Annotated in this window: 27 protein-coding genes and 1 pseudogene; 13 read left to right on the top strand and 15 right to left on the bottom strand. The window is 68.5% G+C overall.

All coding sequences use genetic code 11. The features are described 5' to 3' along the window. Positions 1–106 (top strand): annotated as a pseudogene (locus HWX36_RS36860) (IS3 family transposase); the annotation flags it as partial. A gap of 71 nt (positions 107–177) precedes the next feature. Here the strand turns inward: HWX36_RS36860 and HWX36_RS34350 are convergent. From HWX36_RS34350 to HWX36_RS34340, 3 genes are read right to left on the bottom strand one after another with little or no spacing between them, the layout of a single operon-like run. Continuing rightward, positions 178–861: a Fe2+-dependent dioxygenase gene (locus HWX36_RS34350; RefSeq protein ID WP_175958201.1), complete on the bottom strand. Its 684-nt coding sequence runs from the start codon at positions 859–861 to the stop codon at positions 178–180. Further along, positions 858–1,625: a tetratricopeptide repeat protein gene (locus HWX36_RS34345; protein WP_175958200.1), complete on the bottom strand. Its 768-nt coding sequence runs from the start codon at positions 1,623–1,625 to the stop codon at positions 858–860. The genes HWX36_RS34350 and HWX36_RS34345 overlap by 4 nt, the downstream gene beginning before the upstream one ends. Positions 1,626–1,628: 3 nt before the next feature. Next, positions 1,629–3,872 carry a TonB-dependent siderophore receptor gene (locus HWX36_RS34340; protein ID WP_175958199.1) on the bottom strand — a complete coding sequence of 748 codons (2,244 nt, stop codon included), beginning with the start codon at positions 3,870–3,872 and terminating at the stop codon, positions 1,629–1,631. A 321-nt stretch (positions 3,873–4,193) separates the two neighbouring features. Between HWX36_RS34340 and HWX36_RS34335 the strand changes: the two genes are divergently transcribed. Next, a complete protein-coding gene (locus HWX36_RS34335) occupies positions 4,194–4,433 on the top strand; it encodes an Arc family DNA-binding protein (protein WP_175958198.1) in 240 nt (79 codons plus the stop codon). Beyond that, entirely contained in the window at positions 4,430–4,849 is a 420-nt protein-coding gene (locus HWX36_RS34330) for a type II toxin-antitoxin system VapC family toxin (RefSeq protein ID WP_175958197.1), read from the top strand. The genes HWX36_RS34335 and HWX36_RS34330 overlap by 4 nt, the downstream gene beginning before the upstream one ends. Before the next feature lie 125 nt (positions 4,850–4,974). Here the strand turns inward: HWX36_RS34330 and HWX36_RS34325 are convergent, their stop codons facing one another. Continuing rightward, complete coding sequence (locus tag HWX36_RS34325) at positions 4,975–6,270, bottom strand: aspartate carbamoyltransferase (RefSeq protein ID WP_175958196.1); 1,296 nt, start codon at positions 6,268–6,270, stop codon at positions 4,975–4,977. Positions 6,271–6,502: 232 nt separating this feature from the next. On the opposite strand from HWX36_RS34325, the gene HWX36_RS34320 reads away from it, so the two are divergent. Continuing rightward, positions 6,503–6,637 (top strand): entericidin A/B family lipoprotein, encoded by a 135-nt coding sequence (locus tag HWX36_RS34320; RefSeq protein ID WP_009688930.1) that lies wholly within the window; start codon positions 6,503–6,505, stop codon positions 6,635–6,637. Between the two features lie 96 nt (positions 6,638–6,733). Here HWX36_RS34320 and HWX36_RS34315 read toward each other — a convergent pair whose 3' ends face one another. From HWX36_RS34315 to HWX36_RS34305, 3 genes are all read right to left on the bottom strand, one after another. Further along, complete coding sequence (locus HWX36_RS34315; RefSeq protein WP_175958195.1) at positions 6,734–7,282, bottom strand: permease; 549 nt, start codon at positions 7,280–7,282, stop codon at positions 6,734–6,736. A gap of 289 nt (positions 7,283–7,571) precedes the next feature. After that, complete coding sequence (locus tag HWX36_RS34310) at positions 7,572–8,594, bottom strand: DMT family transporter (protein WP_244136600.1); 1,023 nt, start codon at positions 8,592–8,594, stop codon at positions 7,572–7,574. A 196-nt stretch (positions 8,595–8,790) separates the two neighbouring features. Further along, positions 8,791–9,585 carry an AraC family transcriptional regulator gene (locus HWX36_RS34305; protein WP_175958193.1) on the bottom strand — a complete coding sequence of 265 codons (795 nt, stop codon included), beginning with the start codon at positions 9,583–9,585 and terminating at the stop codon, positions 8,791–8,793. 170 nt (positions 9,586–9,755) lie between these two features. Between HWX36_RS34305 and HWX36_RS34300 the strand changes: the two genes are divergently transcribed. Together HWX36_RS34300 and HWX36_RS34295 are read left to right on the top strand one after the other, a co-directional pair. Beyond that, the gene (locus HWX36_RS34300) at positions 9,756–10,589 is read left to right on the top strand and encodes a molybdenum cofactor biosynthesis F family protein (protein WP_175958192.1); all 834 of its coding nucleotides are present in this window, start codon (positions 9,756–9,758) and stop codon (positions 10,587–10,589) included. After that, positions 10,586–11,395 carry an SDR family oxidoreductase gene (locus tag HWX36_RS34295; protein WP_175958191.1) on the top strand — a complete coding sequence of 270 codons (810 nt, stop codon included), beginning with the start codon at positions 10,586–10,588 and terminating at the stop codon, positions 11,393–11,395. The genes HWX36_RS34300 and HWX36_RS34295 overlap by 4 nt, the downstream gene beginning before the upstream one ends. A gap of 103 nt (positions 11,396–11,498) precedes the next feature. Here HWX36_RS34295 and HWX36_RS34290 read toward each other — a convergent pair whose 3' ends face one another. The 7 genes from HWX36_RS34290 to HWX36_RS34260 form a co-directional block, all read right to left on the bottom strand. Further along, complete coding sequence (locus HWX36_RS34290; protein ID WP_175958203.1) at positions 11,499–11,981, bottom strand: cupin domain-containing protein; 483 nt, start codon at positions 11,979–11,981, stop codon at positions 11,499–11,501. A gap of 354 nt (positions 11,982–12,335) precedes the next feature. Next, positions 12,336–13,028, bottom strand: a complete 693-nt coding sequence (locus tag HWX36_RS34285) for a dihydrodipicolinate reductase (protein WP_175958190.1) — start codon at positions 13,026–13,028, stop codon at positions 12,336–12,338. 175 nt (positions 13,029–13,203) lie between these two features. Continuing rightward, on the bottom strand, positions 13,204–13,971 hold the full coding sequence (locus HWX36_RS34280; protein WP_175958189.1) for a DUF4410 domain-containing protein: 768 nt from the start codon (positions 13,969–13,971) through the stop codon (positions 13,204–13,206). 403 nt (positions 13,972–14,374) lie between these two features. Then, positions 14,375–15,721, bottom strand: coding sequence for an ATP-binding protein (locus HWX36_RS34275; protein ID WP_175958188.1), 1,347 nt, complete (start codon positions 15,719–15,721; stop codon positions 14,375–14,377). Next, positions 15,721–16,434, bottom strand: a complete 714-nt coding sequence (locus HWX36_RS34270) for a response regulator (RefSeq protein WP_034198023.1) — start codon at positions 16,432–16,434, stop codon at positions 15,721–15,723. The genes HWX36_RS34275 and HWX36_RS34270 overlap by 1 nt, the downstream gene beginning before the upstream one ends. A gap of 43 nt (positions 16,435–16,477) precedes the next feature. Beyond that, positions 16,478–16,783, bottom strand: coding sequence for an EF-hand domain-containing protein (locus HWX36_RS34265; protein ID WP_175958187.1), 306 nt, complete (start codon positions 16,781–16,783; stop codon positions 16,478–16,480). Between the two features lie 94 nt (positions 16,784–16,877). Next, positions 16,878–17,933, bottom strand: coding sequence for a hypothetical protein (locus tag HWX36_RS34260; RefSeq protein WP_175958186.1), 1,056 nt, complete (start codon positions 17,931–17,933; stop codon positions 16,878–16,880). A 690-nt stretch (positions 17,934–18,623) separates the two neighbouring features. Between HWX36_RS34260 and HWX36_RS34255 the strand changes: the two genes are divergently transcribed. From HWX36_RS34255 to HWX36_RS34225, 7 genes are all read left to right on the top strand, one after another. Continuing rightward, the gene (locus tag HWX36_RS34255) at positions 18,624–19,532 is read left to right on the top strand and encodes a sterol desaturase family protein (protein WP_175958185.1); all 909 of its coding nucleotides are present in this window, start codon (positions 18,624–18,626) and stop codon (positions 19,530–19,532) included. Between the two features lie 106 nt (positions 19,533–19,638). Then, a complete protein-coding gene (locus HWX36_RS34250; RefSeq protein WP_175958184.1) occupies positions 19,639–20,352 on the top strand; it encodes an SDR family NAD(P)-dependent oxidoreductase in 714 nt (237 codons plus the stop codon). A 79-nt stretch (positions 20,353–20,431) separates the two neighbouring features. Then, positions 20,432–21,142, top strand: coding sequence for a two-component system response regulator CreB (gene creB / locus HWX36_RS34245; protein WP_175958183.1), 711 nt, complete (start codon positions 20,432–20,434; stop codon positions 21,140–21,142). Between the two features lie 15 nt (positions 21,143–21,157). Continuing rightward, positions 21,158–22,609, top strand: a complete 1,452-nt coding sequence (gene creC, locus HWX36_RS34240; RefSeq protein WP_175958182.1) for a two-component system sensor histidine kinase CreC — start codon at positions 21,158–21,160, stop codon at positions 22,607–22,609. A gap of 104 nt (positions 22,610–22,713) precedes the next feature. Next, complete coding sequence (gene creD, locus HWX36_RS34235) at positions 22,714–24,099, top strand: cell envelope integrity protein CreD (RefSeq protein WP_175958181.1); 1,386 nt, start codon at positions 22,714–22,716, stop codon at positions 24,097–24,099. A gap of 185 nt (positions 24,100–24,284) precedes the next feature. Then, positions 24,285–24,485: a hypothetical protein gene (locus HWX36_RS34230; protein WP_175958180.1), complete on the top strand. Its 201-nt coding sequence runs from the start codon at positions 24,285–24,287 to the stop codon at positions 24,483–24,485. A gap of 25 nt (positions 24,486–24,510) precedes the next feature. Next, positions 24,511–24,708: an oxidoreductase-like domain-containing protein gene (locus HWX36_RS34225; RefSeq protein ID WP_175958179.1), complete on the top strand. Its 198-nt coding sequence runs from the start codon at positions 24,511–24,513 to the stop codon at positions 24,706–24,708. Between the two features lie 75 nt (positions 24,709–24,783). Here HWX36_RS34225 and HWX36_RS34220 read toward each other — a convergent pair whose 3' ends face one another. Continuing rightward, positions 24,784–26,244: an MFS transporter gene (locus tag HWX36_RS34220; RefSeq protein ID WP_175958178.1), complete on the bottom strand. Its 1,461-nt coding sequence runs from the start codon at positions 26,242–26,244 to the stop codon at positions 24,784–24,786. Positions 26,245–26,376 lie beyond the last annotated feature (132 nt).

Genomic DNA, 26,376 nt, shown 5'->3' with positions numbered 1-26,376 from the left:
CGTGCAGCGCTTCGCGACCGATTGGATGTGGACTTACAATCATGACCGCCCGAACATGGCCCTGGGCGGATTTACGCCAAAGCAGCGGTTGGCCATGGCCGCTTAGTTTCTATTTCTGAACCCCGTGGAAAACGGGGGGATTACCCTCACGCCTCTACGACAGACTCCTGCATCACGCTACGCATCCGCCCACTTCCGCAACAGGTTGTGGTAAATCCCCGTCAATGAAATGACCATCGGATCCTTCGCGCCCTTCTCGGCGGAGAGCGCCTGAATCTGCGTATCCAACTGAAACAGCAGCGTGCGGTCTCCATCGTCGCGCACCATGCTCTGGATCCAGAAGAACGACGCGACGCGCTCGCCGCGCGTCACGGGCGTCACGTGATGCAGGCTCGATGCCGGATACAGCACGAGGTCGCCCGCCGGCAGCTTCGCGCGATGCGTGCCGTACGTATCGTCGACACACAGCTCGCCGCCGTCGTACGCATCGGGTTCTTCGAGAAACAGCGTCGCCGACAGATCGCTGCGCACGCGGAAATCCGTGCCGCGCAGCAGCCGGATCGCGTTGTCGACATGCGTGCCGAACGTCTCGCCGTCTTCGTAGCGATTGAACAGCGGCGGAAATACCTTGAGCGGCAGCGCCGCCGAAAAGAACAGCGGATTGCGTGCGAGCGCGTCCTGGATCGCGTCGCCCACCGCGCGTGCGGCCGGCGAGCCTTCCGGCAATTGCCGGTTGCGTTTCGCGAGCGCCGACTGCGTGCCGGACGTCGCATTGCCGTCGACCCATTCGGCCGCATCGAGCCGTTCGCGACATTGCGCGACCTGCGCTTTCGTCAGTACGCCGGGGATATGAAGCATCATGATGCGGATTCCATGCAGTGCGGTTGCAGTTCCGGTTGCATCTGCGGCGCCGCCGCGCGAAACGCGTCGATCGGCGACGACGCGAGATACGCGTGCATCTTCGCGACGAATGCGGGGGTAGCGGTGGCCGGCACGCGCGCGAGCCACGCGAGCGCTTCGTCGATGTGCCCGCGCTCGGCGAGCAGCCGCGCAAGGTTGAACTGGCCGCGGAAATCACCGGCCACGGCGGCGCGGCGATAGTGGTCGAACGCGGCGTCGCGATCGACCGGTACGACCCAGCCGTCCTCGTAAAAGCCGCCGATCAGGTTGATCGATTTCGCATGGCCCAGCGCGGCCGCGCGCTGGAACCAGGCGAGCGCATCGGCGCGATTCTCGTCGATGCCGTTGCCGAGCGCGAGCGCCGTCGCGTAGTTGTACATGCCCCAGTCGAGCCCCGCCTGCGCGGCGAGCCGGTACCAGTACACGGCGACCGGCGCGCACGTGGCCGTGCCCCAGCCGAATTCGTAGCAGCGGCCGAGCATGTTCATCGCCATCGCGTGGCCGGCGCGCGCGGCGTGCCGGAACCAGTTGAACGCGGCCGCCGGATCGCGCGCGACGCCATGCCCGTCGAGCAGGTATTGCCCGTAGACGGCCTGTGCGTCGACGATGCCGTGGTCGGCCGCCGCCGCGACCCACGCGGCGGCGCGCTCGGGCGGCCCGGCCAGGATGTCGGCGAACTCGCGCGGCGAAACCGACGCGAGCGCCTTCAGCGACACGGCCTCCATCGATCAGTAGCGCGCGTTCAGCGTGACGAACGCCGAGCGGCCCGGTGCGATCGACGCGTAGTGCGCCGGATACGCCTGGTCGAAGTAGGTGCGGTTGAACAGGTTGTTCACGTTCAGCTGCAGGTCGAGCTTCTTGTTGATCCGGTACTGCGCCATCGCATCGAAGCGCCAGTACGACGGCACCGCGTGCTGGTTCGCGGTATCGCCGAATACCTGCGACATGTAGAACGCACCGCCGCCGACGGTGAACTTCGGCGTCACGTCGTAGTTCGACCACATCGTGAAGCTGTGCTTCGGCGTGTTCGGGAACTGGTTGCCGTTGTTCGCCGTGTCCTTGCCGTTGTCGCGCAGTTCGCTTTTCATGTACGTATAGCCGCCGAACAGCTGCCATTGCTTCGTGATCTGGCCTGCGACGCCGAGTTCGAGCCCCTGCACGCGCTTGTTGCCGACCATCGCATACTGGTTGTTCGGCAGCGTCACGCGCGCGTTCGTCGTGTCGATCTGGAACAGCGCGGCGGTCAGTGCGAGCTTGTCGTTCAGCACGTTCCACTTCGTGCCGAGCTCGAGGCTGCGGTTCTTTTCGGGCGCCATCTGATCGGCGTTCGAGCCGACGCCGCCGCGGCCCGGCGTGAGCGACTGCGTTTCGCTGCCTTCGCCGAGCATCATCCCGGCCGGCGTCGACGACGTCGCGTACGACGCGTAGATACTGCCGTTCCGCGCGGGCTTGAACACGAGGCCGGCCTGCCAGTTCACGAGGGTGTCGTCACGCGTGGTGGTCTTGCCGCCGTTGGTCCTGGTGTCGGTGAAGCGGGTCGAGTAGTCGTCGATGCGTACGCCGCCGTTGACTTGCCAGCGCGGCGTGATCTCGATCGTGTCGAAGCCGTAGATCGACTTCGTCACGGTGCGGGCACGCGAATAGTCGTTGTTGCGCGTGATCGAGCCGGCCCACGGGTCATTGGGGTTCGGCGACCACAGGCTCGTGCAGTTGTAGCCCGACGCCGCGCCGATGCCGTTCTGGCAGATCTTGCCGTTCGCGGCGGCGACGTTGTACGTGTCGCGCTTGCCCCATTCGCGCGACAGCTCGATGCCGGTCGTGAAGCTGTGCTTGAACGGGCCGGTGCGGAATTCGCCGAACAGCTCGGTCTGGTTCGCGATGCTGTTGATCGCGCTGTTGCGGGTGTTCGCGCGCCGCCAGACCTTGCCGTTGACCACGTTGCCCTGGCTGTCGTCGGGCTGCGTCCAGATGTAGTCCTGCGTCGATTCCGTGTAGCGCGTGGTGTTGCGGATCGTTAGCGACGACGTGATGTCGTGTTCGATCCTGAGCGTGCTGATGTCCGACGTCGTCTTGCGGAAGTCGCGGTCGGTCAGGCCGTAGAAGTTGTGGCGGTCGACGGGCGCCGGGCCGTCGGTGGCGACGCCTTTCGGGAGATTGAAGCCGTAGTAGTACGGGATGCCGCCGTCCGGCAGGTCGTCGGTGGACAGGTGGTAGTAGCTGGCGACGACGCGCGTCGGCGTGCCGAGGCCGAACGCGATCGACGGCGCGACGCCCCAGCGCTCGTTGTTGACCGCGTCGCGGCCGGCGACGTCGTTGTTGTGGCTCATCAGGTTCAGGCGGAACGCAGCGTGATCGGCGAACTGCCAGTTGCCGTCGGCGGTGAAGCGGCGATAGCGGTCGGTGCCGAGGCCCGCGCTCGCGGCGGCGGTGGTGCCGAGGTGCGGGGCCTTCGTGATCAGGTTGATGCTGCCACCCGCGCCGCCGCGGCCGCCGTACGCGCCGTCGGAACCCTTGGTGATTTCGATGCGCTCGGTGTTGAAGATCTCGCGGGTCGTGGCGCCCGTGTCGCGCATGCCGTCGACGAACATGCTGCCCTGCGTGTCGTAGCCGCGGATGAACGGACGATCGCCGAGCGGGTTGCCGCCTTCGCCGGCGCCGAACGTGATGCCCGGCACGGTGCGCAGCGCTTCGGTCAGCGTCGACGCGCCGCTGTTCTGGATCAGTTCCTGCGGGATCACGGTGACGGATTTCGGCGTGTCGACGAGCGGCGCGGTGAATTTCGCGGAAGCGGAGAAGTCGGCCTTGTAGCTGTGCTCGGCCTTGCCTTGGACCTCGATCGGTGCGAGATGGCCTTCGGTGCCGGCGGGGGCGGGCGGCGGCGTGCCGTCCGCCGCGAACGCCGGGCTCGCGGCGAGCACGCCGCACAGGGTGGTGAATTTGCCGAGCTTCAGCTCGTCGGGACGTGACTTCATGGTGCGCTTCGACCTCGCGGTGTGGCCCCGGGGGCGGTGCGTTGCGGAAATGTGCATGCCGCCGGGAATTATTACGATTTGTTTTCAGGAGGCATTCTATGTAATTTTTAGGTGAATGAGAAGCGTTCTTGTTTGTATTTGTAAGGAGATTGTTGACGAATGTTGCGGGGTGGTTATGGCGCGGTTGAGGCGTGGGAGACGGCCGAATGGCCGAGTGTGGCGGGCCCGGCGGGCGGGTTAGAGTGATCGCGTCGTGGTGCAATCCATGTGACAGCAAAATGCTAATATGACTGCATTGGAAGCATATTAATGGAGTGCATCATGCCGGTGATCACCGTTCGAAATTTGCCCGACGAGGTCCATCGTGCCCTTCGGATCCGCGCGGCCCAGCATGGGCGCAGCACCGAAGCCGAGGTGCGTGACATCCTCGAGCAGGCCGTTCTGCCGGGTGGGCGTCTCAAGCTTGGCACGCTGCTGGCGGAAATCGGGCGGGAGGCAGGCGGCGTCGATCTCGACGTCCCGCGCGACAAGACGCCAACCGATCCGATGAGCTTCGAATGATCCTTGTTGATACCAACGTCATTTCCGAGCCGCTGCGGCGTGAGCCGAGCGCGGCCGTCATCGCGTGGCTCGACGCCCAGAACGTTGAAACACTGTTTCTGGCCGCGATCAGCCTCGCCGAAATGCGGTTCGGTGTCGCGATGTTGCCGGCAGGGCGCAGGCGGGACTGGCTGCATCAAAGCATCGAGCATCGTGTCATGCCGGTGTTTCGAAGCCGGATCCTGCCGTTCGACGATGCGGCAAGCAAAGCGTACGCGAGCATTCGCGCGCGGGCCCGCGCCGCGGGCAACGCGATTGCGCCGGCCGACGGCTACATTGCCGCGACCGCGGAGGCGAACGGCTTGATCGTCGCGACGCGCGACGTCGCGCCGTTCGAGGCGATGGGGCTTCGGGTGATCGATCCGTGGGCGGCGTAATCGTCGGTCGCCAAATCGTTCGGCGCACATGAAAAAAGAAAGCGCGTCGGGCAAGCGGCGCGCTTTTTGTTGGGCGAGACGCCCAGCCGGAGGCGCCCGACCGGCAGCGCCTCGATCACTCGGTCTCAATCGACCCCGTGAAACACCGCGTCCTCCGGGCCGAGGTACGCCGGCGGGCGCCACGTCGCGTCGCGCATCGAATGCTGGACGAGGTTCTCGACGCCGAGCAGTACCGCGAAGATCGCCATCCGCACCGGAATGCCGTTGTCGGTCTGGCGGAAGATCGCGAGGCGCGGGTCGCGGTTCAGGTCGACCGACAGGTCGTTCGCGCCGGGCCGGCTGTCGCGCGGCAGCGGGTGCATGATCAGCGTGTCCGGTTTGCACACCGCATCGACGAGCGCCTGGTTGATCTGGAAATCCGGTGTGTAGCCTTCGAACGACTCGTCGGTAAAGCGCTCCTTCTGGATCCGCGTCGCATACACGACGTCCGCGCCGCGCAGGCCGGCCGCGAGGTCGGTCGTCTGCTCGATCACATGGCCATTCGTCGCGATCTGATCGACGATGTAGGCCGGCATCTCGAGCGTCGGCGGCGACACGAGCGTGAACTTGAGCCCGCGGTACAGCGCGAGCAGCTTGACGAGCGAGTGCACGGTGCGGCCGTATTTGAGGTCGCCGACCAGCGCGATGTGCGCGCCGTCGACGATCTTGCCGAGCCGCGAGAACTCGCGCTGGATCGTATAGAGATCGAGCAGCGCCTGGCTCGGGTGCTCGCCGGGGCCGTCGCCGCCGTTGATCACGGGCAGGTTGGTCGCGCGCGCGAACTCGGCCACCGAGCCTTTCTCCGGATGGCGGATCACGAGTGCGTCGACGTAGCCGGCCATCACGCGGCTCGTGTCGTAGATCGATTCGCCCTTGGCCATCGACGAGAACGTGAAGCCCGTCGTGTCGCACACCGAACCGCCGAGCCGGCAGAAGGCGGCGCCGAACGACACGCGCGTACGCGTGCTGGCCTCGAAGAACAGGTTGCCGAGCACCGCGCCTTCCAGCACGCGCGAAATCTTGTGGCGGCGCGCGATCGGCTGCATCACGTCGGCCACGCGAAACAGCGCTTCGACCGATTCCCGCGAGAACTGGTCGACCGACAGCAGTTGCGGCTTGCCTTCGAAAAAGAACTGCTTGGCGAGCCCCTGGTTATCTACGCTTTGCGTATAGATGCCGCCTTCCGGTACCGAGCGCTCGACGATCTCCGACACGAAGCGCTCGACGATCTCGGGCATCCCGCGCGATTCCTGCGAGTCGTCAGGCAGCAGCCAGGTGTCCAGCGCGCGCCGGCTGACGCCGATGCGATTGGCGAACGCTTCACGCGTCATGTTGAGGCGGCGCATGGCGTCGCGGAGGAAGGCTTGCTGGGGAACGGTCATCGGCGGCTCCTGACGAAAAATATACGCGGTGCGTATATTATTTCCTGGGGCGTTGAAGTCAAGGAAAATCTGCGCGAACTGGCGGTTCGCCTGTGTGACATGCGGCGGGTTCGGACTGGCGCGCGGCGGCTGTCTCCGTATAATCAGGTCAGGCCCCGTGCCCTGCATCTAGCCGGGCGCCACGCCGCAAACGATTCGCCCGTCGGGCTTGTTGATTCCAAGGAGAATGAGAATGACGCGTACGATTGCTGCAATGCTGCTGGTGGTGACCGCCGCGCTCGCCGGTTGCAACACGGTCGCCGGCATGGGACAGGACATTTCGAAGGGCGGTCAGGCGATCAGCGATACGGCTGAAAAGGCCAAGTAAGCCGACCGGTTCCGGAATGCAGAAAGCGCCGGGCTGTCCCGCGATTGCGGGGCGGCCCGGCGCTTTTTTTGCGGCCGACGCGCGATGCCGGCGGCGTCAGGCGTGCTCGACGAACGTGTAACGGCCTTCGACCTTGCGCGGCGTAAGCCAGCCGTAGTCGGGGAACAGGCGGTTGCGGACGAACCAGACATAGCCCACCAGCAGGACCGTGATCGCGAGGCTCGGCAGCGCGGTCGACGGGTCGCGTCCGAGCTCGGCGATGGTCTTCGGCAACTGCAGCAGCGACAGCAGGATGAACGCGTGGTACGCGCCGACACGATGGGTCGCAAAGCCCCAGATGAACAGCAGCGACAGCGGGACGGTCAGCGCAAGGAACCCCAGCACGAGGCCGTTGGGGGCGCCCGTTGCGAAGAAGTAGTACGCGAGCACGAGGCTGATCGCGAGCTGGGCGATGCCGAGCGCGACCAGGATCCGGATGTGCAGCTTGTTCCTGCGGCAGCGTTCGGGATCGGGGCGCGACGCGATCAGGTGCGCGAGCACCCGATCCTTGAGTCCCTGGCCGGACAGTTCGGCCAGTGCGTCGGCCTTCCTCGTTCCCGCGGACAGCAGCACCGCGATTCTTGTTTTGGCTTCCTTCCTGTTCATTGCGTGGCGGATTGTCGTTCGATGGTTGTCAAGGATCCCGGCCACGCGAATATTGCATCTTGCGGGGTGGTGCGCAACGGTTTTGCGGTGCGCGGACACATTCCTGCAGTCGCCAGCTGCTTGGCGCGACCGCGAGGATCGACAAGCCAGGGCCTGTTCACGCTAATAACGGGCTTGGGCCAGCCCCACGAATGATTTTTTCCAAACAGGGAAACGTGCATTCTTTGCGTGAACAGGCCCTGGGCGGCGCGGAGCCGCGCGGCTTCCGCCGCGACGCGATGCGCGCGAGTCAGTCGGCGGCGGCCTGCGCGGCGGGCGCGCGGCTGCCCGGCCGACCCGGATGCGCCGGGTGCGCCGGGTGCGCCGGATGCGCCGGATGCGCCGGATGCGCCGGATTCGCCGGGTGCGTATCGCGTGTTTCGGCTCGCGGTTCGCGCCGCCGCGTCGCGCCGACGAGCATGCCGGCGACGACGAGCGCGATGCCCGCGATCCGCGTGCCGTTGAGCGTTTCGCCGAGCAGTGCGACCGCGAACAGCACCGCCGAAACCGGCGCGACAGCCGTGAACAGCGCGGCCTCGGTGCCGCTCGTGCGCGCCGAACCCGCATACCAGCACAGGTAGCCGAGCACGGTCGGCACCAGCGCGTAGTAGGCGATCGCCGACACGGCGCCCACGGTCCAGCCGCTCGCCACCGCGTGCCATTCGAACGCGGCTGGTACGAGGGCGAGCACGAAGCCGAGGCCGGACATCGCGGTGGACAGCGCCAGCGGCGGCAACGGTGCGGCAAGCCGCCGGTTGAGCAGGATGAATACGGCTTCGCACGCGACCGCGGCCAGCACCAGCGCATCGCCGGCAAGCGTGCGGAGCGACGGCAGCGCCTGACCGGGCGCGAACGTGACGAACAGCACACCGGCCGTTGCGAGCGCGGCGGCCACCCAGTCACGCGGCGTCTGCCGCTCGCGCAGCACGACGGCCGCGATCAGCGTCGACATCGCGGGCAGCGTGCCGAGCATCACACCCGCATCGAGCGGCGACGACAGCTTCGTGCCGCAGATCAGCAGCACCGTATAACCGACACCGCCCGCCGCCGCCTGGATGACGAGCAGTACGGCGTCGCGCGTGGAGATGCGCGGCCAGCGCATTCGCTGCGCACGCATCAGCGCGAACAGCAGCGGCGTCGCGATCAGGAAGCGCAGCGCCGTGGCCGCGAACGGCGGCAGGCCGTCCGCCGCGAGGCGGCTCGCGATGACGGTGCTGCCGACGCCCGCCATCGCGGCGGCGAGATAGAGATAGCCAATCAGTCGTGTCTTCATGCGACGCATCGTCGCGTACGGCGGCCGTGCGCGTCTTGAACGAAATTGCAGCGTGCGGGCGGTGTGTCGAATACGGCGCGCGCAACTCGGCATGCTTGTGCCGAGGGGGCGTGCGGCAGTCGCCGCCGCCGTCGATGTGGCCGCTGCCTTCAAGGCCGGTGTGCCTGGCGGCGCGTGCCGCGGGATGGCGGCGCCGTCAGACGGCCTGCGTGAATCGCCCCGGCGTGATCCCGAACTGGCGCGCGAACGCACGTGTCAGGTGGCTCTGGTCGGCAAAGCCGGCTTCGGCCGCGGCATCGGCGATCGGCAGGCCGCTGGCGAGCAGCGCGCGCGCCAACCGCGCACGCGACTGGATCAGGTAGGCGTGCGGCGTGATGCCGAGTTCGCGGGCAAACCCGCGCAGCAGCTGGAAGCGGCTGACGCCGCTCAGGCCGGCCAGCTCGGCGAGCGAAACGGGGGCGGCCGGCGCCGCGTCGAGCCGTTCCCGGGCGATGCGGATCGCCGGTGCGACGCCCGCCGGCGGCAGCGTGCGGCTCGCGTGCCGGGCGAGCAGCCCGGCGACGAGCATCACGAGTGCTTCGTCGCGGGCGAGCGGCGGGGATTCCCCCGCGACGATACGTGCATGCAGCCGGCCGACGGCGGCCGCGAGCCGCGCATCGCGCACGGCCGGGTGCGCCAGTTCGACCCCGCCGAGCCCTTCTTCCGCCGCGACGCCCGCGACCAGCGCGGGCGCGAGGTACAGCATCCGCCAGCGCCGGCCCGTGCCGGCCTCGATCGGCGAGCCGTCGTGCATCTCGCCCGGGTTGACCATGATCGCGTCGCCGGCCAGTGCGTCGACCTGCCCGCGGCCGCTCCACGACCGGTGCGCGCCGCTGACGATCACGCCGACCCCGAATTCGTCGTGCGCGTGGCGCGGAAACGCACGATCGGATTCGAGGCTGATTGCCTCGATGCCTTCGCCGGTCCGTCGGTAATGGGTGACGCGGTGCATGTGCGCTCCTCGCGCCGGTCGCGGCGCGGATTTCGTGCACTTTAGCGCGTTCCGGCGCCGTGCGCCCTTCATCCTTTTGGCCGATACCGCGCGGCGCGCGCAGCCCGCACCATGTGCACATGAGCAGCGTAAACGGCCCGCCGGGCCTGAGGCTGCACGGGAGACGGCAGGTGGAACGACAGGATCCGGTATTCATTCAGGTTGGCGCGCTCGCGGACGGCTTCGCGCCAGGCGCGAACATCCTCGCATCCGTCGACGCGCTCGCCGGGCGCACGCTTGTGCTTGGCGACGCATCCGGCGCGTGGCGCGTCTATACCTTCGAGCCCGGCGCGCTGCAGTGGCGCGACGCGGCGACCGACACGGGCGGCCGCGAGCCGTGCCGCGTGACGCGGCTGCGCGACGGGCTGTACTTCGTCGACTACATCGATTCGGCCGCCCGCGCGACGTCGGTCAGTCTTGTGATCGATCTCGACAACGGGGTATGGACGTCGGTCGTCGGCGCGCTGCCGACCGAAGCCGACACGCGCATCGACGCGTTCACACGGGTGGCGCGCGGGCTGCCGCTGACGGGCGTCGAGGCAGGGTTCCGGCACGGCACGCTCGGCGGCCACACGCAGCCGGGGCCGCTGCACGGGCCCACGCGCGAGCTGATCGGCAAGCGGACGATGTATCGCTACAGCCCGACCGAATGCTACGAGCACATCTACCTGAACGAGAATTTCTACGCGTGGCAGTGCCTGCAGGGTGTCGAAGGCGGGCTGGCCGACGTCGACCGCTGCCATTACTTCAGGATTGCAGATGAACTGTATCTGTTCGTGTGGCGCGAAAAGGTGGTGCCCACGCTCGGCGTCGTGCTGATCGACCTCGCGCAGCGCAAGACCGACGGCAAGATCTTCGGCTACCAGGGTGGCGATTTCGGCACGCTGTCGAACTTCCCGATCGGCGCCTACGCGCAGGTGCTGAACGACACCGTGCATCCGCTCGGCGGCGAGGCGCAGCGATGAATGCCGTGCCGGGCAGCGGCCGCTTGCGCGCGGATTTCAGCGGGCGCGTCGTGCTCGTCACGGGCGCCGCGCAGGGGATCGGCGCGGCGATCGCACGCCGATTCGCGGAATCCGGCGCGTTCGTCGCGCTTGCCGACCTGAACGGCGAGGCCGCCGCCGCGCAGGCCGATGCGCTCGCGAGCACGGGCGGCGAGGCGCGCGCCTATCGCGTGGATGCCGCCAGCCGCGATGAACTGGGCGCGCTGGTCGCGGCGGTCGAGCGCGACGGCGGCCGGCTCGATGTCGTCGTCCACAATGCCGCATATTTTCCGCTGACGCCGTTCACGCAGATCGACGAGCCGACACTCGACCGGACGCTGTCGGTCAACCTGTCGGCGCTGTTCTGGCTCGCGCAGGCCGCGTTGCCGGGGTTCGAGCGCGCGGGGGCGGGGCGGCTGCTCGTCACGTCGTCGGTGACGGGGCCGCGCGTCGTGTATCCGGGGCTCGCGCATTACGCGGCGTCGAAGGCCGGCGTGAATGGCTTCATTCGTGCGGCGGCGCTGGAGCTCGCGCGCCGCAACGTGACGGTCAACGGCGTCGAGCCGGGCATGATCCGCACACCGGCGGCCGGCAATCTCGGCGACGCGTCGGTTGCGGCGCAGATCGCGCGCGACATTCCGCTCGCACGGATGGGCGAGCCGGAAGATATCGCGAACGCGATGCTGTTTCTCGCCTCGGCGGATGCCGCATACATCACGGGGCAGACGATCGTCGTCGATGGCGGAGCGACGTTGCCCGAGAGCGGGGCGGTGCTTGGCGGTGAGTGACGGTGGAGCGGGCATTGACCGGTGGAACCGGGCGGCGCCGGCGGTCTGCTGCGAGTTCGCGCAGCGGGCTCGGCGTGTCCCGTCGGGAGCCTCGTCGCGTGCGTCAATCCGGCATCCCGTCATGGTCCCCGAGCGGCCTGTCGGGCCAGTCCACCCAGCGGTCCGCGCGCGTCAGCTCATACGCCTCGTTCATCGGGTAGCGGATGCGGTTGTCGTCGCGCGGACGTTCACCGATCGCCATCAGCCTGACTTCGTCCTTCGTGTTGTTGATGAAGGTGTGGCAGATGCCGGTGCCCGCTGGAAACGCGACGGAATCGCCTTCGGCAACGGGGTAAAGCACGCCGTCGATCCAGACGTCGGGCTTGCCTTCGAGCACGTACACAAACTCCTGCTCGGTGCTTTCGGCATGCGGGTAGGAGGTTCGCCGGCCCGGCAGAAGCCTCACGTGATGAATGCCGATACGCGTGATGCCGAGCTTGGCGGACAGCGGCGCATCCAGCGCCATCGGCTCGGTATCGCCGCGATAGCAATGCGCTTCCGGTTCTTCGAGCTCGGTCCAGTGCTTGATGAAATCGGGGCGGGTCATCGGTTGCACTCCTGTCGGGGGGATGTCGAGGGTAGCGGTTCGGGCGCCGACGTTGGCTGCGACTCGCACCCCATCTCGGCGAATGAGCCTCGGCCGATAACTTACCAGCGAATGCGGAAGGGCGATTGCGCGTCGAATTTCGCGACCGCCGTGGCGGCGAAGCCGGCCGGCGTGATCCTGACAACCGGCCATGCGAGGCGCCAGGTGCCGGTCGGTGAGATTCAGGGCAGCCCGGATGTCGCCGGTCGGGCGGTCGACGACATCCACGGAAATCGGCACCGAACCGCTTCTTGCGTTGCGTAAAAAACGTCTGCGACGCGGCGCGCGGGTGCCGCGCGCCGTGTATCGCCGCGACTACAGCCAGCCGTTGCGGATGAACTCGACGATCGAATAGCGGCGGTGCTCGAGATCGTTCTGCCGAACGGCGTCGACGATGCGCGACACACCGTCCGCGTAAGGTGTCGCACCCACCACGCGCGATTCGAACTGCAGGCTGCACGCACCGTCGTCGATGCGGATCCGGTGAATCGCGTGGCGGCCGAGCTGATCGTCGGCGACCGCGAATTCGCTGCGCTGCTCTTTCGGGTCGCGCACGGAGCGGATATCTTCCGGCCGCACGCCGAGCGACTGGCCGATCCCGACGGCCGTGCCGGGGACGGACGTCTTGCCGGCCTGGTGCGACTCCGTCAGGCTGATCCGGCAGTCGTGAAACAGGTGGCCGCTGGTTTCCAGCATGCTCATGAACTTGAGCATCAGGATGTTCGTGTTCGGACACAGCACGACCGGGAAAGCGTGCGAGCCGGTTTCGAGCTCGGAGCCGGTCGATAGCTCGACGAGCGGCGATCCGGTGGCCTCGCAGAACGCGATCGCGGCGGGGAGTTCGCGGCCGGAGCCGGCATGCACGACGATCGTTCGGGCGTCGCTACGCTGCGCATCGTTGCGCGCGCTGTCGGACCAGGGGATCACGCGACAGGTTGCCGGGTCGAGCCGGTGTGCGTCGAGCAACTCGCTGGCCAGCTTGCCGGTTCCTACGACGAGTACTTGCATGGAATTGACGGGTTGAGGTTCAGGATTCGGGACGGGAGCGGCGCCGGCTGTCGGGTGGCACGGCACGGTCGCGGCACGTTCGCGGCACGGGGCGCCGGAGCGGCCTCGCGCATTATGCCCGGCCGCCCGCGTGCGTGCCCGCCCGCCGGGCCTCGCAGGCGGGCAGCCCGGTGCGTCAGCTTGCCGACCCGGTCGGCAGCCACGCATTCGCCGCGTTCTGCGTCGCGAGTTGCTTCGCGATCGAACGCGCGAGGCGGTCCGTGTCGGACGCCACCGTGTCGTGCTTCACTTCCGACACGCCATGCAGGCCGGCGCCGACCGCTGCCGACGTCGCGAGGCGGCCGGCCGCCGCGCCGACCCCGGCGGTTTCCACCATGCCGGGCAGGTGGCCGCTGTTCGCGCTGGACGAGAACGTGCCGAGCGGCTGCGGTGCGCCATGCGCCGGCTGGAACAGCACGGTGACCGATGCCTTCACTTCGCTCTTGCCCGCGCCGAGCCCGATCAGCGTGCGGCGGCGGCGATTGCCGGCGTCGATCGACTCGAACCGGCCTTCGACGACCAGCGCGTCGCGTCCGTCGGGCACCGGGCCGCGCAGCGCGGGAATGCCTTGCGACTGAAGTTCGCGAACGAGGGCGTCGGCGAGTTGCTCGCGGGTCTTCAGCGCGCTCTGCTGGCGCTGCGCGTCGGCGGACGAACCGCTCGCGAGGGTCGCGATCTTGCCGATCATCCCGCCGTCGACCTTGACGTCGGTCGTGTCCACGTCGAACGGGGACACATAGATGACGTCCGCGCGAACCTGCGGCTGCGTGCGGGCTGCCGGCGCGGCGCTCATGGGCGTGGTCGCGGTCGATGCGCAGCCGGTCATCGCGAGTGTGCCGGCGATCAGCGCGACACTGGTCAGACGTTTGGCATGGGCAGCAAGTGCGTGAAGGGAAGAAAACATGTCGATCTCCGTGGCCTGGATGAAGTTGCCGATACTGTCGCGGCATTCAGGAACGCGAACGATCGGAAGCGGGGCGTGATCGCTGGCTGGGGAGAGGTTTCATGCCGTTGCGCAACACGCAGGCGCAAGTATGCGGAGGCCGGGCGCGATGCGCCACGCAGGAATTATGTCGGCGCATGTCACGTGCCGCTGTGTGCGGACATGCACGGCAGGCAGGCCGCCATGCCGACCGGCGAACGAACGGGCGAGCCGTCAGGCAGGCAGTCAGCCAGTAGTCAGTCAGGCAGTCAGGCGAACAGGCGAACAGGCGAACAGGCGAACAGGCGAACAGGCGAACAGGCGAACAGGCGAACAGGCGGACAGGCGGACAGGCAAGCAAGCAGGTCCCCACACAGCCAGCCCGTCAAGCCGACAACGACCGCCGCACCGCCGCCGACGCATCGAGCGGCAACGCGACGACGGCCTCCACCCCGCCGCCGTCGCGGTCGCGGAACGTGAGCGAGCCGCCGTGCTGGCGGGCGATCCGCTCGACGATCGCGAGGCCGAGGCCCGTGCCGCCCGCATGGCTGCGCGCGTTCGCGCCTCGGCTGAACGGCGCCTTGAGTCGTTCGAGTTCGGCCGCGCCGATGCCGCTACCGCGATCGCTGACCACCGCATACGCGATGCCGCGTTCGGCCCACGTGCGCACGCCGAGGCCCGTCCGGCCGTAGACGACCGCGTTCTGCATCAGGTTCATCAGTAGCCGCATCACGCTGATCGGACGGAATGCGAACGCCGGCACCTCGCCTTCGTCGAAGTCGAATGCGTGGCCGAGCCCCGCGAAATCCGCGACGAGCTGGCCGATCAGCGCGTTCAGGTCGCCGGTTTGCGGCGTTTCGCGCTCGCCGCTGCCCGCGTAGTCCATGAATTGCTGCAGGATCGTATCGATCTGGTCCAGGTAATGCTCGGACGATGCGGTGAGCGCGTCGTGCGTGCCGCGCGGCAGCGCCATCGCGATCGCCAGGCGCAGCTTGGTGAGCGGCGTGCGGATGTCGTGCGACACGCCGGCCAGCATCAGCGAGCGGGTCGCTTCCGCCTGTTGCAGCGCGTCGGCCATCTGGTTGAACGCGCGGCTCACGTCGGCGATTTCGGTCGGGCCGTCGGTGGGCAGCGGCGGCGGGCGCTCGCCCGCGCTGACGCGCTGCGCCGCGCGCGCCAGGGCGTCGAGCGGCCGGTTCAGGTGGAGCTGGATCAGGTAGCCGGTCAGCGCCGCGAGCAGCGCCAGCCCGACCGACAGCACGAGCGCCGTCGTGATGCCGCTCGCTTGCGCGTCGGCGGCCATCGGCAGCGGCACCCAGACAGGCGAACCGCTCACATGCAGGCGGATCCACAGGCGCTCGTCGTCGCCCGATTGCCAGCGCGCCGGGAGGTCGGGCGGCAGGTGGCGTTCGAGCGCCTGCATGAACACGTCGCGCTGCCAGGTGCGAAAGAAGGCCGCCAGGTTCGGTGCTTGCGGCGGCGCGGCGGGCGGCAGCGTGGCCTGGCCGCCGAACTGCGCGATGACCGCGCGGCCGGCGTCGGGCGGCAGGCTGGCGAGCGTGCGGTCGAGCAACTGCACGTAGTCGGAAAAGACGATCGACGCCCGCTCGATGCGCGGGCGCTGCACGTAGTGCAGCAGCACGGTGAGCGAACAGGCGAGCGACAGCGCGACGAGCGCCACCAGCAGCGCGATGTTGCGCGCGAGCAGCGAGCGCGGCAGCGGGATGCGCATCACGGCTCGATGCCGGCCACCAGCATGTAGCCGATGCCCCAGACGGTCTTGATGAAGCGCGGCTTGCCGGGATCGTCCTCGACGATCTGGCGCAGCCGCAGGATCTGCACGTCGACGCTGCGGTCGAGTGCGGCATGGTCACGGCCGCGTGCGCGGGCGAGCAGGTTCTCGCGGCTCACCGCGCGGTTCGGCGACGAGCCGAGCGCGTGCAACAGCAGCATCTGCGCCGAATGGATCTCGACGGGCGTGCCGTCGCGCATCAGTGTCTGCTGGCCGACGTCGAACGTGAATGCGCCGAAACGCAACCGCTGCGACGTGACCGTCGGCTCGCCGGCCGCCATCTTCTGCCGCCGCAGCAGTGCGCGGACGCGGGCCACGAGTTCGTCGGGGAGAAACGGCTTCGCCAGGTAGTCGTCGGCGCCCGTCTCGAGGCCGACGACCTTGTCCGCGGCGTCGCCTTTCGCGGTGAGCATCAGGATCGGCAGCGTCTGGCCTTCGGCGCGCAGGCGGCGGCACACGCTCAGGCCGTCCTCGGGCTCCATCATCAGATCGAGCACCAGCAGGTCGTACGGTTCGCGCTGCAGCAGGCGGTCGAGCCGCTTGCCGTCGGCGACCGCGCGAACCTGGAAGCCGTGGCCGGTCAGGAAGCGCTGCAGCATGTTGCGCAGCTCGGCTTCGTCGTCGAGCACGACGATCCTGCAGGACTGTTCCATCGCTTGCCTCCCGGTGCGTGCGCGGCCGGATTGCCGTGCGGGTTCAACGGGCCGCCATGCGCTGGCGCATGAAACCCGCGAGCTGCTCGAGCGTGACGTAGCCGTTGTGCTGCGTATCGATTTCGTCGAAATGCTGCGCGACCATCGGCATGGCCGCGGCGGCCTGCTCGCGGGTGAGCTTGCCGTCGTGCGTCGTGTTGGCGCTGGCGAAGCGGGTCTGCAACTGCATCAGCGCACGTTCGACGCGTGCACCGCCGTTCGCCGCGCCAGGCGGCACCTGCTGGGCCGACGCTGCTGCTGAGACGATACACAAAACGACGACGGCAATCAGCTTCTTGATGGACTTCATGGGGTTTCTCCTTGTGTGGCCGACGGTCTGCGCCGGCCGGGTGGTTGATGAAGCGGATGGAAAACGAAACGAAGCAAAGCAAAGGGGCGCCGGGTTACGCCCAGTGCGCAGGCACCCACACGCGGCCAACCCAGTGGGCGGGCACCCAGACGACGGCTCGCGGCGGGTGAGCGACATACACGGCGCGTGGGGCGACGTACACGGCGCGCGGCAGCGGCGGCGCGAGGTACAGGACCTTCGGCGGCGGCGGTGCGACGTAGACGACGCGCGGCGCGGGAGTCACGACGACGGCCTTCGGCGGGGGCGGCGGCGTGACGATGACGGCGGCGGGCACGGGCGGCGGGGGCGTGACCACGACGGCGGCCGGCGCAGGCGCCGGTGCCGCGACGGCGACGGTGGTGACGGGCGGCGGGGCCGTCACGACCACCGCCGCAGGCGGGGGCGCCACGACGGGCACCGGCATCGGGACGGGCACCGTCCCGCCGGCCACGACGACCGCGCCGCCTGCGGTCGTGCTGCCGTGGATCACGGTCGTGCCACCGGTCGAGACCGTGCCGCCGTGTACGACCGTCGAGCCGCCCGACGTCGTCACGACACCCGGCGCCACGCGCGTCGCGCTGCCGGAATGCGTGACGGTTCCGCCGTCGGTGCCCGTCACGGTGCCCGAGCGCGAGCAGGTCGAGCCTGAGCAATTCGTCGATGCCGTGTGGCTGGCCGTGTTGCCGTTCGAACCCGTGATCGTGCCGCTCGACGAGTACTGGCCCGGGCCGTTGCGCGTCACGTTGCCCGACGTCGTCGCGCTGCGGCCGTCCGAGCCCGTCAGCGAACCGGTGTGCGAGCAGGTGCCGTCCGCGCAGCTCGTGTCGCCGCTGTGCTCGACCGAGCGCCCGTTCGGGCCGACGGCCGTGCCGCTGTTCGAGAACTGGCCGGGCGCGGTGCGCGTGACGGTGCCCGTGTTGGTCGCGATACCGCCACCGGGGCCGATCACGCCACCCGCATGCGAGCAGCTGCCGCCGCCGCACGAGCCGGCATGCGCGCCGTTGTAGGTGCCGCGCGGCGTGTACGCGGTGCCATGGCCGGTCCAGCCGGCGAAGGCCGGTGCGCAGGCGAGGGCGAGGGCGGCGGTGGTGACGAGGAAGCGGGGTTTCATAGGGTGTCCTTGCGGTTCGTTTCGGGGCACGCAGCGGCGTGGCGACGGGACGAACTTTAGAGGCGACGACCCGCGCTCGTCGCGTCATAAAAGATGTCGCGGTGTTACACGTGTCGTGCCGTTTCGAAGTACGACGAATGTGCAAGCCGGCCACGCGGATCGCGGGCATGCCGCGCCGGGCAAGGCTGGCGGCGACCCGGTTGCGTGAGGGCAGGTGCCGTGGCACGGGGGCGGAACGTGTCGTGCGCGGCGCGAAAGCATGTCGCGGCGACATGCGGCGACATATTTCCCGCCGGACACACATACGCGCAGCCACCAACCGGCCCGGCGCCAGCCCGCAAGCGTCCGCCAAGGGTCTGTTCACGCAAATAACGGGCTTGCGCTGGCCCCAGCAGGGCCGAGCGCAAGGATCGCGACGAAGCGAATACTCGACGTATTCGCGAGGCGCATGACGCGGCGATCGGCCCTGCTGGGGGCCAGCCCCACGAATGATTTTTTCCAAACAGGGGAACGTGCGTTATTAGCGTGAACAGGCCCTCGCACCACCCGAACGCCTTTCCCCGCGACATACGGCGACATACTTCCCGCGTGGCCTTTCCGTACCGCGCCCACTACAGTGCGTTCCATTCGACGCGACGGCAGCCCGTGCAGCCGACGACGCGTCCGACTCAACCGAAGGAAAGGCCCATCATGCTCACCACTACAGGAAAGCTCGCGTACTACGTCACGCTCTTCATCGTCGCCGTCTCGCTCGTCGAGGCGGCCGTGCTCACCTGGCGCCGCGCCCGCGGGCCCGAACCGTTCGACTGGAACGAGGTGTGGCTGTCGCTCGCCGATCTCGCGGGTCGCAAGCTGCTCGCGCTGGTGCCGCTGTCGCTCGCCACGCCCCTGTTCGACCTCGCGTGGGCGCACCGGCTCTTCACGATCCCGCTCCACAGCGCAGCGCTCGCGCTGCTCGTGTTCGTCGGCCAGGAGTTCTGCTACTACTGGTATCACCGTGCGTCGCACCGCGTGCGGTTCTTCTGGTCGACCCATGCGGTGCATCATTCGCCGAACCAGTTGACGCTGTCGTCCGCATTTCGCCTCGGCTGGACCGGCAAGATCGCCGGCGCCGCGATGTTCTTCACGCCGCTCGTGTGGCTCGGCGTGCGTCCGGAGGCCGTGCTCGCGATCCTGTCGTTCAACCTGATGTACCAGTTCTGGCTGCACAACACGTGGATGCCGAAGCTCGGCTGGCTCGAATACGTGTTCAACACGCCGTCCGCGCACCGCGTGCACCACGCGTCGAACCTCGACTATCTCGATGCGAACTACGGCGGCGTGCTGGTCGTGTTCGACCGGCTGTTCGGCACCTATGTCGCCGAGCGCGCCGACGAGCCGTGCCGTTTCGGTCTCGTCACACCGACCCGCTCGCGCAATCCGTTCGTCGTCGAGCTCGAGCACTGGGCGAGCCTGGCCCGCGACATCGCCACGGCCCGCGACGTGTGGACCGCGATCCGCTTCGTGCTGCTGCCGCCGGGCTGGCGCCCGGACAACCAGGGCGAAACGACGGAGGAACTGCGCCGCCGCAGCCTCGTCGCCGCGCGCACGGATGCGTGAACGGCGCTACGCTGTGGCGCATTGCCGGTCGCGCACGCAAGCCATGGCCGGCACGACCCATGCAACCCGCATCATCAAGCAACCCTCGATCCAGGAGAAAACATCGATGGAACACGATTTCAAAGGCAAGGCAGTCGCGATCACCGGCGGATTCGGCCATCTCGGCGTCGCGACGGCCGCGTGGCTCGGCGAGCGCGGCGCACGCGTCGCGCTGATCGGCCGCGGCGCCGCCCCGACGGCGCAGGCGCTGCCCGGCGTGCCGGCCGACGCGCTGCGCATCGGCGGCATCGATCTCGTCGATCCGCAGGCCGCCGTGCAGGCGCTCGATACCGTGCAGCGCGAATTCGGCCGGGTCGATGCGCTGCTGAACATCGCGGGCGCGTTCGTGTGGCAGACGATCGCCGACGGCGACGCCGCCACGTGGGACCGCATGTACGAACTGAACGTGAAGACCGCGCTGAACGCGTCGAAGGCCGCGCTGCCGCACCTGCTGGCGAACCCGTCCGGGCGCATCGTCAACATCGGCGCGGGCGCGGCGTTCAAGGCCGGCGCGGGGATGGGCGCGTACGCGGCCGCGAAGGCCGGCGTCGCGCGGCTCACCGAGGCGCTGGCGGCCGAACTGCTCGACCGCGGCGTGACGGTGAACGCGATCCTGCCGAGCATCATCGATACGCCGCAGAACCGCGCGGACATGCCGGACGCGGATTTCACGCGCTGGGTGCGGCCGGAACAGATCGCCGCGACGATCGGCTTCCTGCTGTCGGCCGACGCGCAGGCGATCACCGGCGCGTCGATTCCGGTGACGGGCCGCGTGGCGTAGCGCGGCGCGCAGGGGCTCGTGCCGCGGCCGGTCGTGCGTACAATGTCGCACCGGAAACGCGCGAGCCCAGCCTGAGACCATGCATCAGCCCAATATCCTGATCGTCGAAGATGAAGTGGCGATCGCGGACACGATCATCTACGCCCTCGGCACCGACGGCATGCAGACCGTCCATTGCACGCTCGGGCAGGCGGCGCTCGACCACCTGCGCGACACGCGCTTCGATCTCGTGGTGCTCGACGTCGGCCTGCCGGATCTCAGCGGCTTCGAGGTGTGCCGGCGGCTGCGCACGTTCTCCGACGTGCCGGTGATTTTCCTCACTGCACGGCACGATGAAATCGACCGGATCGTCGGGCTCGAAATCGGCGCCGACGATTACGTGGTCAAGCCGTTTTCGCCGCGCGAGCTGGCGGCGCGGGTGCGCGTGATCCTGCGGCGTTTCTACCGGACGGCCGCACCCGAAACGGCACCCGCACCCGCACCCGCGCCGGCTGCGGCCATCGCACCGGGTTTCACACTCGACGCCGACGGCGCGCGCGTGTCGTGGCTCGGCCACGCACTCGACCTCACGCGCTACGAATTCGGGCTGCTGGCGCTGCTGGTCCGCCATCCGGGGCGCATCTATTCGCGCGAACAGTTGATGGACCTCGTGTGGCACGAGGCCTTCGATTCGGCCGACCGCACGGTCGACACGCACATCAAGACGTTGCGCGCGAAGCTGCGCGCGATCGACCCCGAGCGCGACCCGATCCGCACGCATCGCGGGATGGGTTATTCGCTGCAACCGTAACGATCGGCACCGCCCATGCATATCGGCCTGCGCATCTTCTTCGGCTTTTTCCTGATCGTCGGCCTGGCCGCGCTGATCACGCTGCGTGTGTTCGTGCAGGAAGTGAAGCCGGGCGTGCGCGAGGCGATGGAGGACACGCTCGTCGATACCGCGCAGGTGCTCGCGACGCTGGCCGCCGACGACATGGCGAACGGCCACATCGCCGACGGCGCGTTCGCGCGGCAGCTCTCGAACCTGCACGAACGCCCGGTCAGCGCGAACGTGTGGGGCGTGCAGAAGAACGCGATCGGCTACCGCCTCTACATCACCGATGCGCACGGCATCGTGCGCTACGACTCGTCCGGAAAGGCGGTCGGGCAGGACTATTCGCGCTGGAACGACGTGTACCGGACGCTGCGCGGCGAGTACGGCGCGCGCAGCACGCGCAGCGATCCGAACGACGACAGCAGCACCGTGATGCACGTGGCGGCGCCGATCCGGCGCGGCAACGAGATCATCGGCGTGCTGACGATCGCGAAGCCGAACCAGACGGTCGCGCCGTTCATCGCGCGCAGCCAGCGCAAGATCATGCTGTACGGCGCGCTGCTGATGGGCGGCGCGATCCTGATCGGCGTGGCTTGCACGTGGTGGCTGGTGGTCGGGCTGCGGCGCCTGCAGCGCTATGCGCGCGCGATCGCGGCGGGCGAGCGGGCCGACATGCCGCTGCAGGGCGCGAGCGAACTGGCCGAGCTCGGGCGCGCGGTGGAAAGCATGCATCAGCGGCTGGAGGACCGGCAGTACGTCGAGACCTACATCCATACGCTCACGCACGAGATGAAGAGCCCGCTGGCGGCGATCAGCGGCGCGGCCGAACTCCTGCAGGAAGAGATGCCGGTCGCGAACCGCCGGCGCTTCACCGAGAACATCCGCCGCCAGGCCGGCCGCCTCGAACAGATGATCCGCAAGCTGCTCGCGCTGGCCGAAGTCGAGCAGAAGCAGCGCCTGTCGGTGCGTGAACCGGTCGCGCTGCGGCCGGTGCTCGAACAGCTCGTCGACGATCTCGAGCCGCGCGCGCGGCAGCGCGGCGTGAACCTGGCGCTCGACGCGCACGACGCGGCCGCCCCGGCGGTTGTCGAAGGCGATCCGTTCCTGCTGCGCCAGGCGCTCGTCAACCTGCTCGACAACGCGCTGGATTTTGCGCCGCGGGGCAGCACGATCCGCATCGCGCTCGAACGGCGGCCGGCGGGCAGGGCGCAGGTCGCCGTCGTGCGCGTGGCCGACGACGGCCCCGGCGTGCCCGACTACGCGCTGGCGCGCGTGTTCGAGCGCTTCTATTCGCTGCCGCGCCCCGACGGACAGGATCGCAGCACGGGCCTCGGGCTGTGTTTCGTCCGCGAAGTCGCGATGCTGCACCGTGGCCAGGTCGCGCTCGCGAACCGCGACGAAGGCGGCGCGTGCGCGACGCTCACGCTGCCGTCGCCGGGCTGAGCGCGCTTCACGTTCGCCACACATTCGCTTCACTCCGGCTTCAATCGCCCTTCACCGGGGCCGCTCATGCTGACCGTACCCTTTTACTCCGGTACCCGTCGGCCATGAATCGAGTCCTGTTGTTCAAATTCGCGATCACCGCGTTTCTCGCGCTGCTGATCCTGATTCCGCTGCAGATGGTGCAAAGCATCGTGCAGGAACGCTCCACGTATCGCAGGGATGCGCTGCAGAGCATCTGGTCGAGCTATGCGGGGCCGCAGACGGTGGCGGGCCCCGTGCTCGTCGTGCACTACACGGAAGTCACGCGCGTGCGCGACGATTCGCCGGCCGGCGGCGCGACGAAGACGAGCCTGCGAAGCGAGACGAAGCGCCTGCTCGTGTTTCCGAAGACGCTGAACGTCGACGGCACGCTGACGACCAGCGTCCGCTATCGCGGCATCCACAAGGCGCTGGTGTACGAGCTGGCGAGCCGGATGACCGGCACGCTGCCGTTGCCGGACCTGAAGAAGCTGCCGCAAGCCGACGGCCACGTGAGCTTCAAGGTCGACGACGCTTATGTTTCGATCGGCATCGGCGACATTCGCGGGCTGACCGCGCAACCCGACCTGCGCATCGGCGGCGCGCGCTTCGACGTCGAGCAGGGCACGCGGCTGGACAGCCTGCGCCAGGGTGTGCACGCGAACGTCGATCTGGCGGCACTGGCGGACGCAAGCGCGGGGGCGTCCGTGCCGTTCAGCATCGACCTGCCGCTGCGCGGCGCGGATTCCGTCGCGTTCGCGCCGGTGGGCGACCAGAACGATTTCTCGCTGACATCGACGTGGCCGCATCCGAGTTTCGACGGCGCGTTCCTGCCGAACAACCGCACGGTCGATGCGCGCGGCTTCACCGGCAACTGGCGCGTGACGTCGTTCAACACGAAGGCGCGCGAGCAGATCGCCTCCGGCGACGGGGCAGGGGCGATCGAAATGGCGTCGGTGTCGATGATCGAACCCGTGAACGTGTATCTGCAGGCCGAGCGCGCGACGAAGTACGGTGCGCTGTTCGTGATGCTCACGTTCGCGAGCTTCTTCATGTACGAACTCGTGAAGCGGCTGCGCATTCACCCGATCCAGTACGCGCTGGTCGGCCTGTCGCTCGCGCTGTTCTTCCTGCTGCTGCTGAGCCTGTCCGAACACGTCAAGTTCGCTTATGCGTATCTCGCGGCGAGCGGCGCATGCATCGGGTTGCTCGCGTTCTACCTGTCGTTCGTGCTGCACAGCGTGAAGCGCGGCGCGGTGTTCGCGGTGCTGCTCGCGGTGCTGTATGCGGCGCTCTACGGGCTGCTGCTGTCGGAAGACAACGCGCTGATGCTCGGGTCGTTGCTGCTGTTCGCGATTCTTGCCGGCATCATGACGCTCACGCGCCGCGTCGACTGGTATTCGCTCGGTGCCGCGTGGCAGCCGCTGGGCGACAAGGCGGGTGCCGTGAAGCCGGGCGCGCAGGCGAAGTAAGCGCGCGGGTGGCGAGCAGGCGCGCCGGCCGGGAACGTCACGACCGGCGCGTCATGCGGCGCATACGGCGGGATATCGCGCCGCCGATTCACGCACGCTTTCCGCGGTCGCGGACGCACACGTTCCGAGGGGCGGGCCGATCAAGCGCCCGCTGTCGCCTCTCGTCAAATCCGGGAAAACAACCTGTGTACGGTTTTGTGATCCGCACGGTGGATGAGCACGTCGTCCATGGCAGAACCCTGGTGTTCGCGCAGGATCCGGGTTCGATCCCGGTCGTCGTCGAGGCCGGCAAGACGCCGAGCGCGCCGCCGCCGCACGTCGAACGGATGTCCCTCTCGCCATTCGACCTGCAGAAAGCGGCGGCGGCCCGGATCGACCTATACTGATCGTCTTACTTCACCGGACCACGCCGTGCCGAACCAACCTTCCGGGGATCCGTCCGTCGACGATCCCCGTCCGACCCCGCCCGTCCAACCCGAGCTGGAAGACTGCTGCAACAGCGGCTGCTCGCCTTGCGTCTTCGATCTCTACGACGAAGCACTCGCGCGCTATCGCGTCGAGCTGGCCGAATGGGAAGCGCGTCAGGCGCAACGCAAGCATCACGCGTGAGCCGGATGCCGGTGAGCGGCTGCAGCCGCACCGTTTCCGCGTCAGATCCTGCCGTCGCGACGATTCGCGTTGCGCTTACGTTGCCGCATGCAGCCGCCGATGCAGCGGCCCGAGCATGGCCGACAACGCGACGCACCCGAGCAGCACGGCCGTCAGCGCGAACATCGACGTCCTGAAGCCCTGCACATAGTCGAGCGTGGCCGGATGCGCGCCGAGCCGGGCGAAGAACACGCCGCCGAGCGTGGCCGCGCCGACGGCCGCGCCGATCTGCAGCATCGCGGTGACCATGCCGGATGCGACGCCCGCGCGCGCCGTGTCGACTTCCGCGAGCACGATCCGCACGACCGACGGCAGCACGAGGCCCTGGCCGATCCCGATCGCCGCGATTCCCGCGTAGAAACCGGGGCCCGGCGCGGCGGCACCCGCAAGCGTGGCGGCCGTCGCGACGCCGGCCGCGAGCATCGCGAAACCGAGCGTGAGCACGCGATAGCCGCCGAACCGGCCGACGAGGCGCGGCATCAGCAGCGGGCTCGACAGGAAGCCGAGCCCGAGCGGCAGGATCGCGAGCCCCGACGCGAGCGGCGACCAGTTCAGGCAGCCCTGCAGGTAGATCCCGTAGCTCAGGAAGAACGCGCTCAGCGTATAGAACAGGAACGCCAGCACGAGCCCGAGCGCGACGACGGGGTTGCGCAACAGGCGCACGTCGAGCAGCGGATCGTGTCCGCCCGCGAGACGGCGCGCCTCGACCGCCAGCAACGCACCGAGCATGGGCGGCGCGCCGGCGAGGCACGCGACCATCCACAGCGGCCAGCCGGCCTCGCGCCCGTGCGTGAGCGGGTAGACGAGCATCAGCAGGAACAGCGACAGCAGCGCCATGCCCGGCACGTCGATGCGCTGGCCTTTCGGCGGCCGGCTTTCCGGGATGAAGCGCCAGCTGCCGATCAGCGCCAGGATGCCGATCGGCAGGTTGACGAGGAAGATCGCGCGCCAGCCGAGCCCGAACGGATGCAGGCTGATCAACGCGCCGCCGCCGAGCTGGCCGATCACGGCCGCGAGGCCGAACACGAAACCATAGAAACCCATCACGCGCACCTGCTCCTGCGGGCTGAACACGCTGCGGATCGTCGCGAGCACCTGCGGCGCGAGGATCGCGGCGAACAGGCCCTGCAGCACGCGGCCGCCAACCAGCACCACGCCGCTGCCGGCGAGCCCGCACAGCGTCGATGCGACGACGAAGCCGGCCATCCCGATCATGAACATCCGCTTGCGGCCGTACAGGTCGCCGAGCCGGCCGCCGGTGATCTGCACGACCACGTTCGCGCACGCGTACGCCGACACGACCAGCTGCAGCTCGGCCGGGCGCGCGCCGATGCCGTCGCGGATGGCCGGCAGCGCGAGATTCACAATGAAGTAGTCGAGCGGCGGCAAAATCGCGCCAACCAGCAGGACCACCAGCGCCCAGCCGTGGTGGCTGCGCGGCGTCGCCGCGGCGGCCGTGCCGGCCGGCACGCGGGGAGCAAGGATGTCGTTCGTCATGGAAGCAGATCCGAAAGAATGAGTGCCACACTCACGCCGGACGCGACGCCGGGCGCGCCGGTTCGGCCGTGGACGGGCGATCGACCCCCATTCTCGTGGGTGTAGATAAATCGGAAAAGCGGGAATTGGTGG

Origin of the sequence: Burkholderia sp. BCC0405 (genome assembly GCF_902833075.1) — a bacterium.
In the GTDB taxonomy this organism is placed as follows: domain Bacteria; phylum Pseudomonadota; class Gammaproteobacteria; order Burkholderiales; family Burkholderiaceae; genus Burkholderia.
Note: the sequence above shows the minus strand (reverse complement) of the source record. Positions and strands in the feature narration are given on the sequence as shown.

Coding starts and splice junctions, on each gene's coding strand:
- HWX36_RS34295 (WP_175958191.1), top strand. CDS start 10,586: ATGAATGCCGTGCCGGGCAGCGGCCGCTTGCGCGCGGATTTCAGCGGG.
- HWX36_RS34260 (WP_175958186.1), bottom strand. CDS start 17,933: ATGAAACCCCGCTTCCTCGTCACCACCGCCGCCCTCGCCCTCGCCTGC.
- creD (WP_175958181.1), top strand. CDS start 22,714: ATGAATCGAGTCCTGTTGTTCAAATTCGCGATCACCGCGTTTCTCGCG.
- creC (WP_175958182.1), top strand. CDS start 21,158: ATGCATATCGGCCTGCGCATCTTCTTCGGCTTTTTCCTGATCGTCGGC.
- HWX36_RS34270 (WP_034198023.1), bottom strand. CDS start 16,434: ATGGAACAGTCCTGCAGGATCGTCGTGCTCGACGACGAAGCCGAGCTG.
- HWX36_RS34280 (WP_175958189.1), bottom strand. CDS start 13,971: ATGTTTTCTTCCCTTCACGCACTTGCTGCCCATGCCAAACGTCTGACC.
- HWX36_RS34335 (WP_175958198.1), top strand. CDS start 4,194: ATGCCGGTGATCACCGTTCGAAATTTGCCCGACGAGGTCCATCGTGCC.
- HWX36_RS34290 (WP_175958203.1), bottom strand. CDS start 11,981: ATGACCCGCCCCGATTTCATCAAGCACTGGACCGAGCTCGAAGAACCG.
- HWX36_RS34320 (WP_009688930.1), top strand. CDS start 6,503: ATGACGCGTACGATTGCTGCAATGCTGCTGGTGGTGACCGCCGCGCTC.
- HWX36_RS34265 (WP_175958187.1), bottom strand. CDS start 16,783: ATGAAGTCCATCAAGAAGCTGATTGCCGTCGTCGTTTTGTGTATCGTC.
- HWX36_RS34250 (WP_175958184.1), top strand. CDS start 19,639: ATGGAACACGATTTCAAAGGCAAGGCAGTCGCGATCACCGGCGGATTC.
- HWX36_RS34310 (WP_244136600.1), bottom strand. CDS start 8,594: ATGAAGACACGACTGATTGGCTATCTCTATCTCGCCGCCGCGATGGCG.
- HWX36_RS34305 (WP_175958193.1), bottom strand. CDS start 9,585: ATGCACCGCGTCACCCATTACCGACGGACCGGCGAAGGCATCGAGGCA.
- HWX36_RS34330 (WP_175958197.1), top strand. CDS start 4,430: ATGATCCTTGTTGATACCAACGTCATTTCCGAGCCGCTGCGGCGTGAG.
- HWX36_RS34275 (WP_175958188.1), bottom strand. CDS start 15,721: ATGCGCATCCCGCTGCCGCGCTCGCTGCTCGCGCGCAACATCGCGCTG.
- HWX36_RS34285 (WP_175958190.1), bottom strand. CDS start 13,028: ATGCAAGTACTCGTCGTAGGAACCGGCAAGCTGGCCAGCGAGTTGCTC.
- creB (WP_175958183.1), top strand. CDS start 20,432: ATGCATCAGCCCAATATCCTGATCGTCGAAGATGAAGTGGCGATCGCG.
- HWX36_RS34350 (WP_175958201.1), bottom strand. CDS start 861: ATGATGCTTCATATCCCCGGCGTACTGACGAAAGCGCAGGTCGCGCAA.
- HWX36_RS34340 (WP_175958199.1), bottom strand. CDS start 3,872: ATGAAGTCACGTCCCGACGAGCTGAAGCTCGGCAAATTCACCACCCTG.
- HWX36_RS34345 (WP_175958200.1), bottom strand. CDS start 1,625: ATGGAGGCCGTGTCGCTGAAGGCGCTCGCGTCGGTTTCGCCGCGCGAG.
- HWX36_RS34220 (WP_175958178.1), bottom strand. CDS start 26,244: ATGACGAACGACATCCTTGCTCCCCGCGTGCCGGCCGGCACGGCCGCC.
- HWX36_RS34315 (WP_175958195.1), bottom strand. CDS start 7,282: ATGAACAGGAAGGAAGCCAAAACAAGAATCGCGGTGCTGCTGTCCGCG.
- HWX36_RS34255 (WP_175958185.1), top strand. CDS start 18,624: ATGCTCACCACTACAGGAAAGCTCGCGTACTACGTCACGCTCTTCATC.
- HWX36_RS34325 (WP_175958196.1), bottom strand. CDS start 6,270: ATGACCGTTCCCCAGCAAGCCTTCCTCCGCGACGCCATGCGCCGCCTC.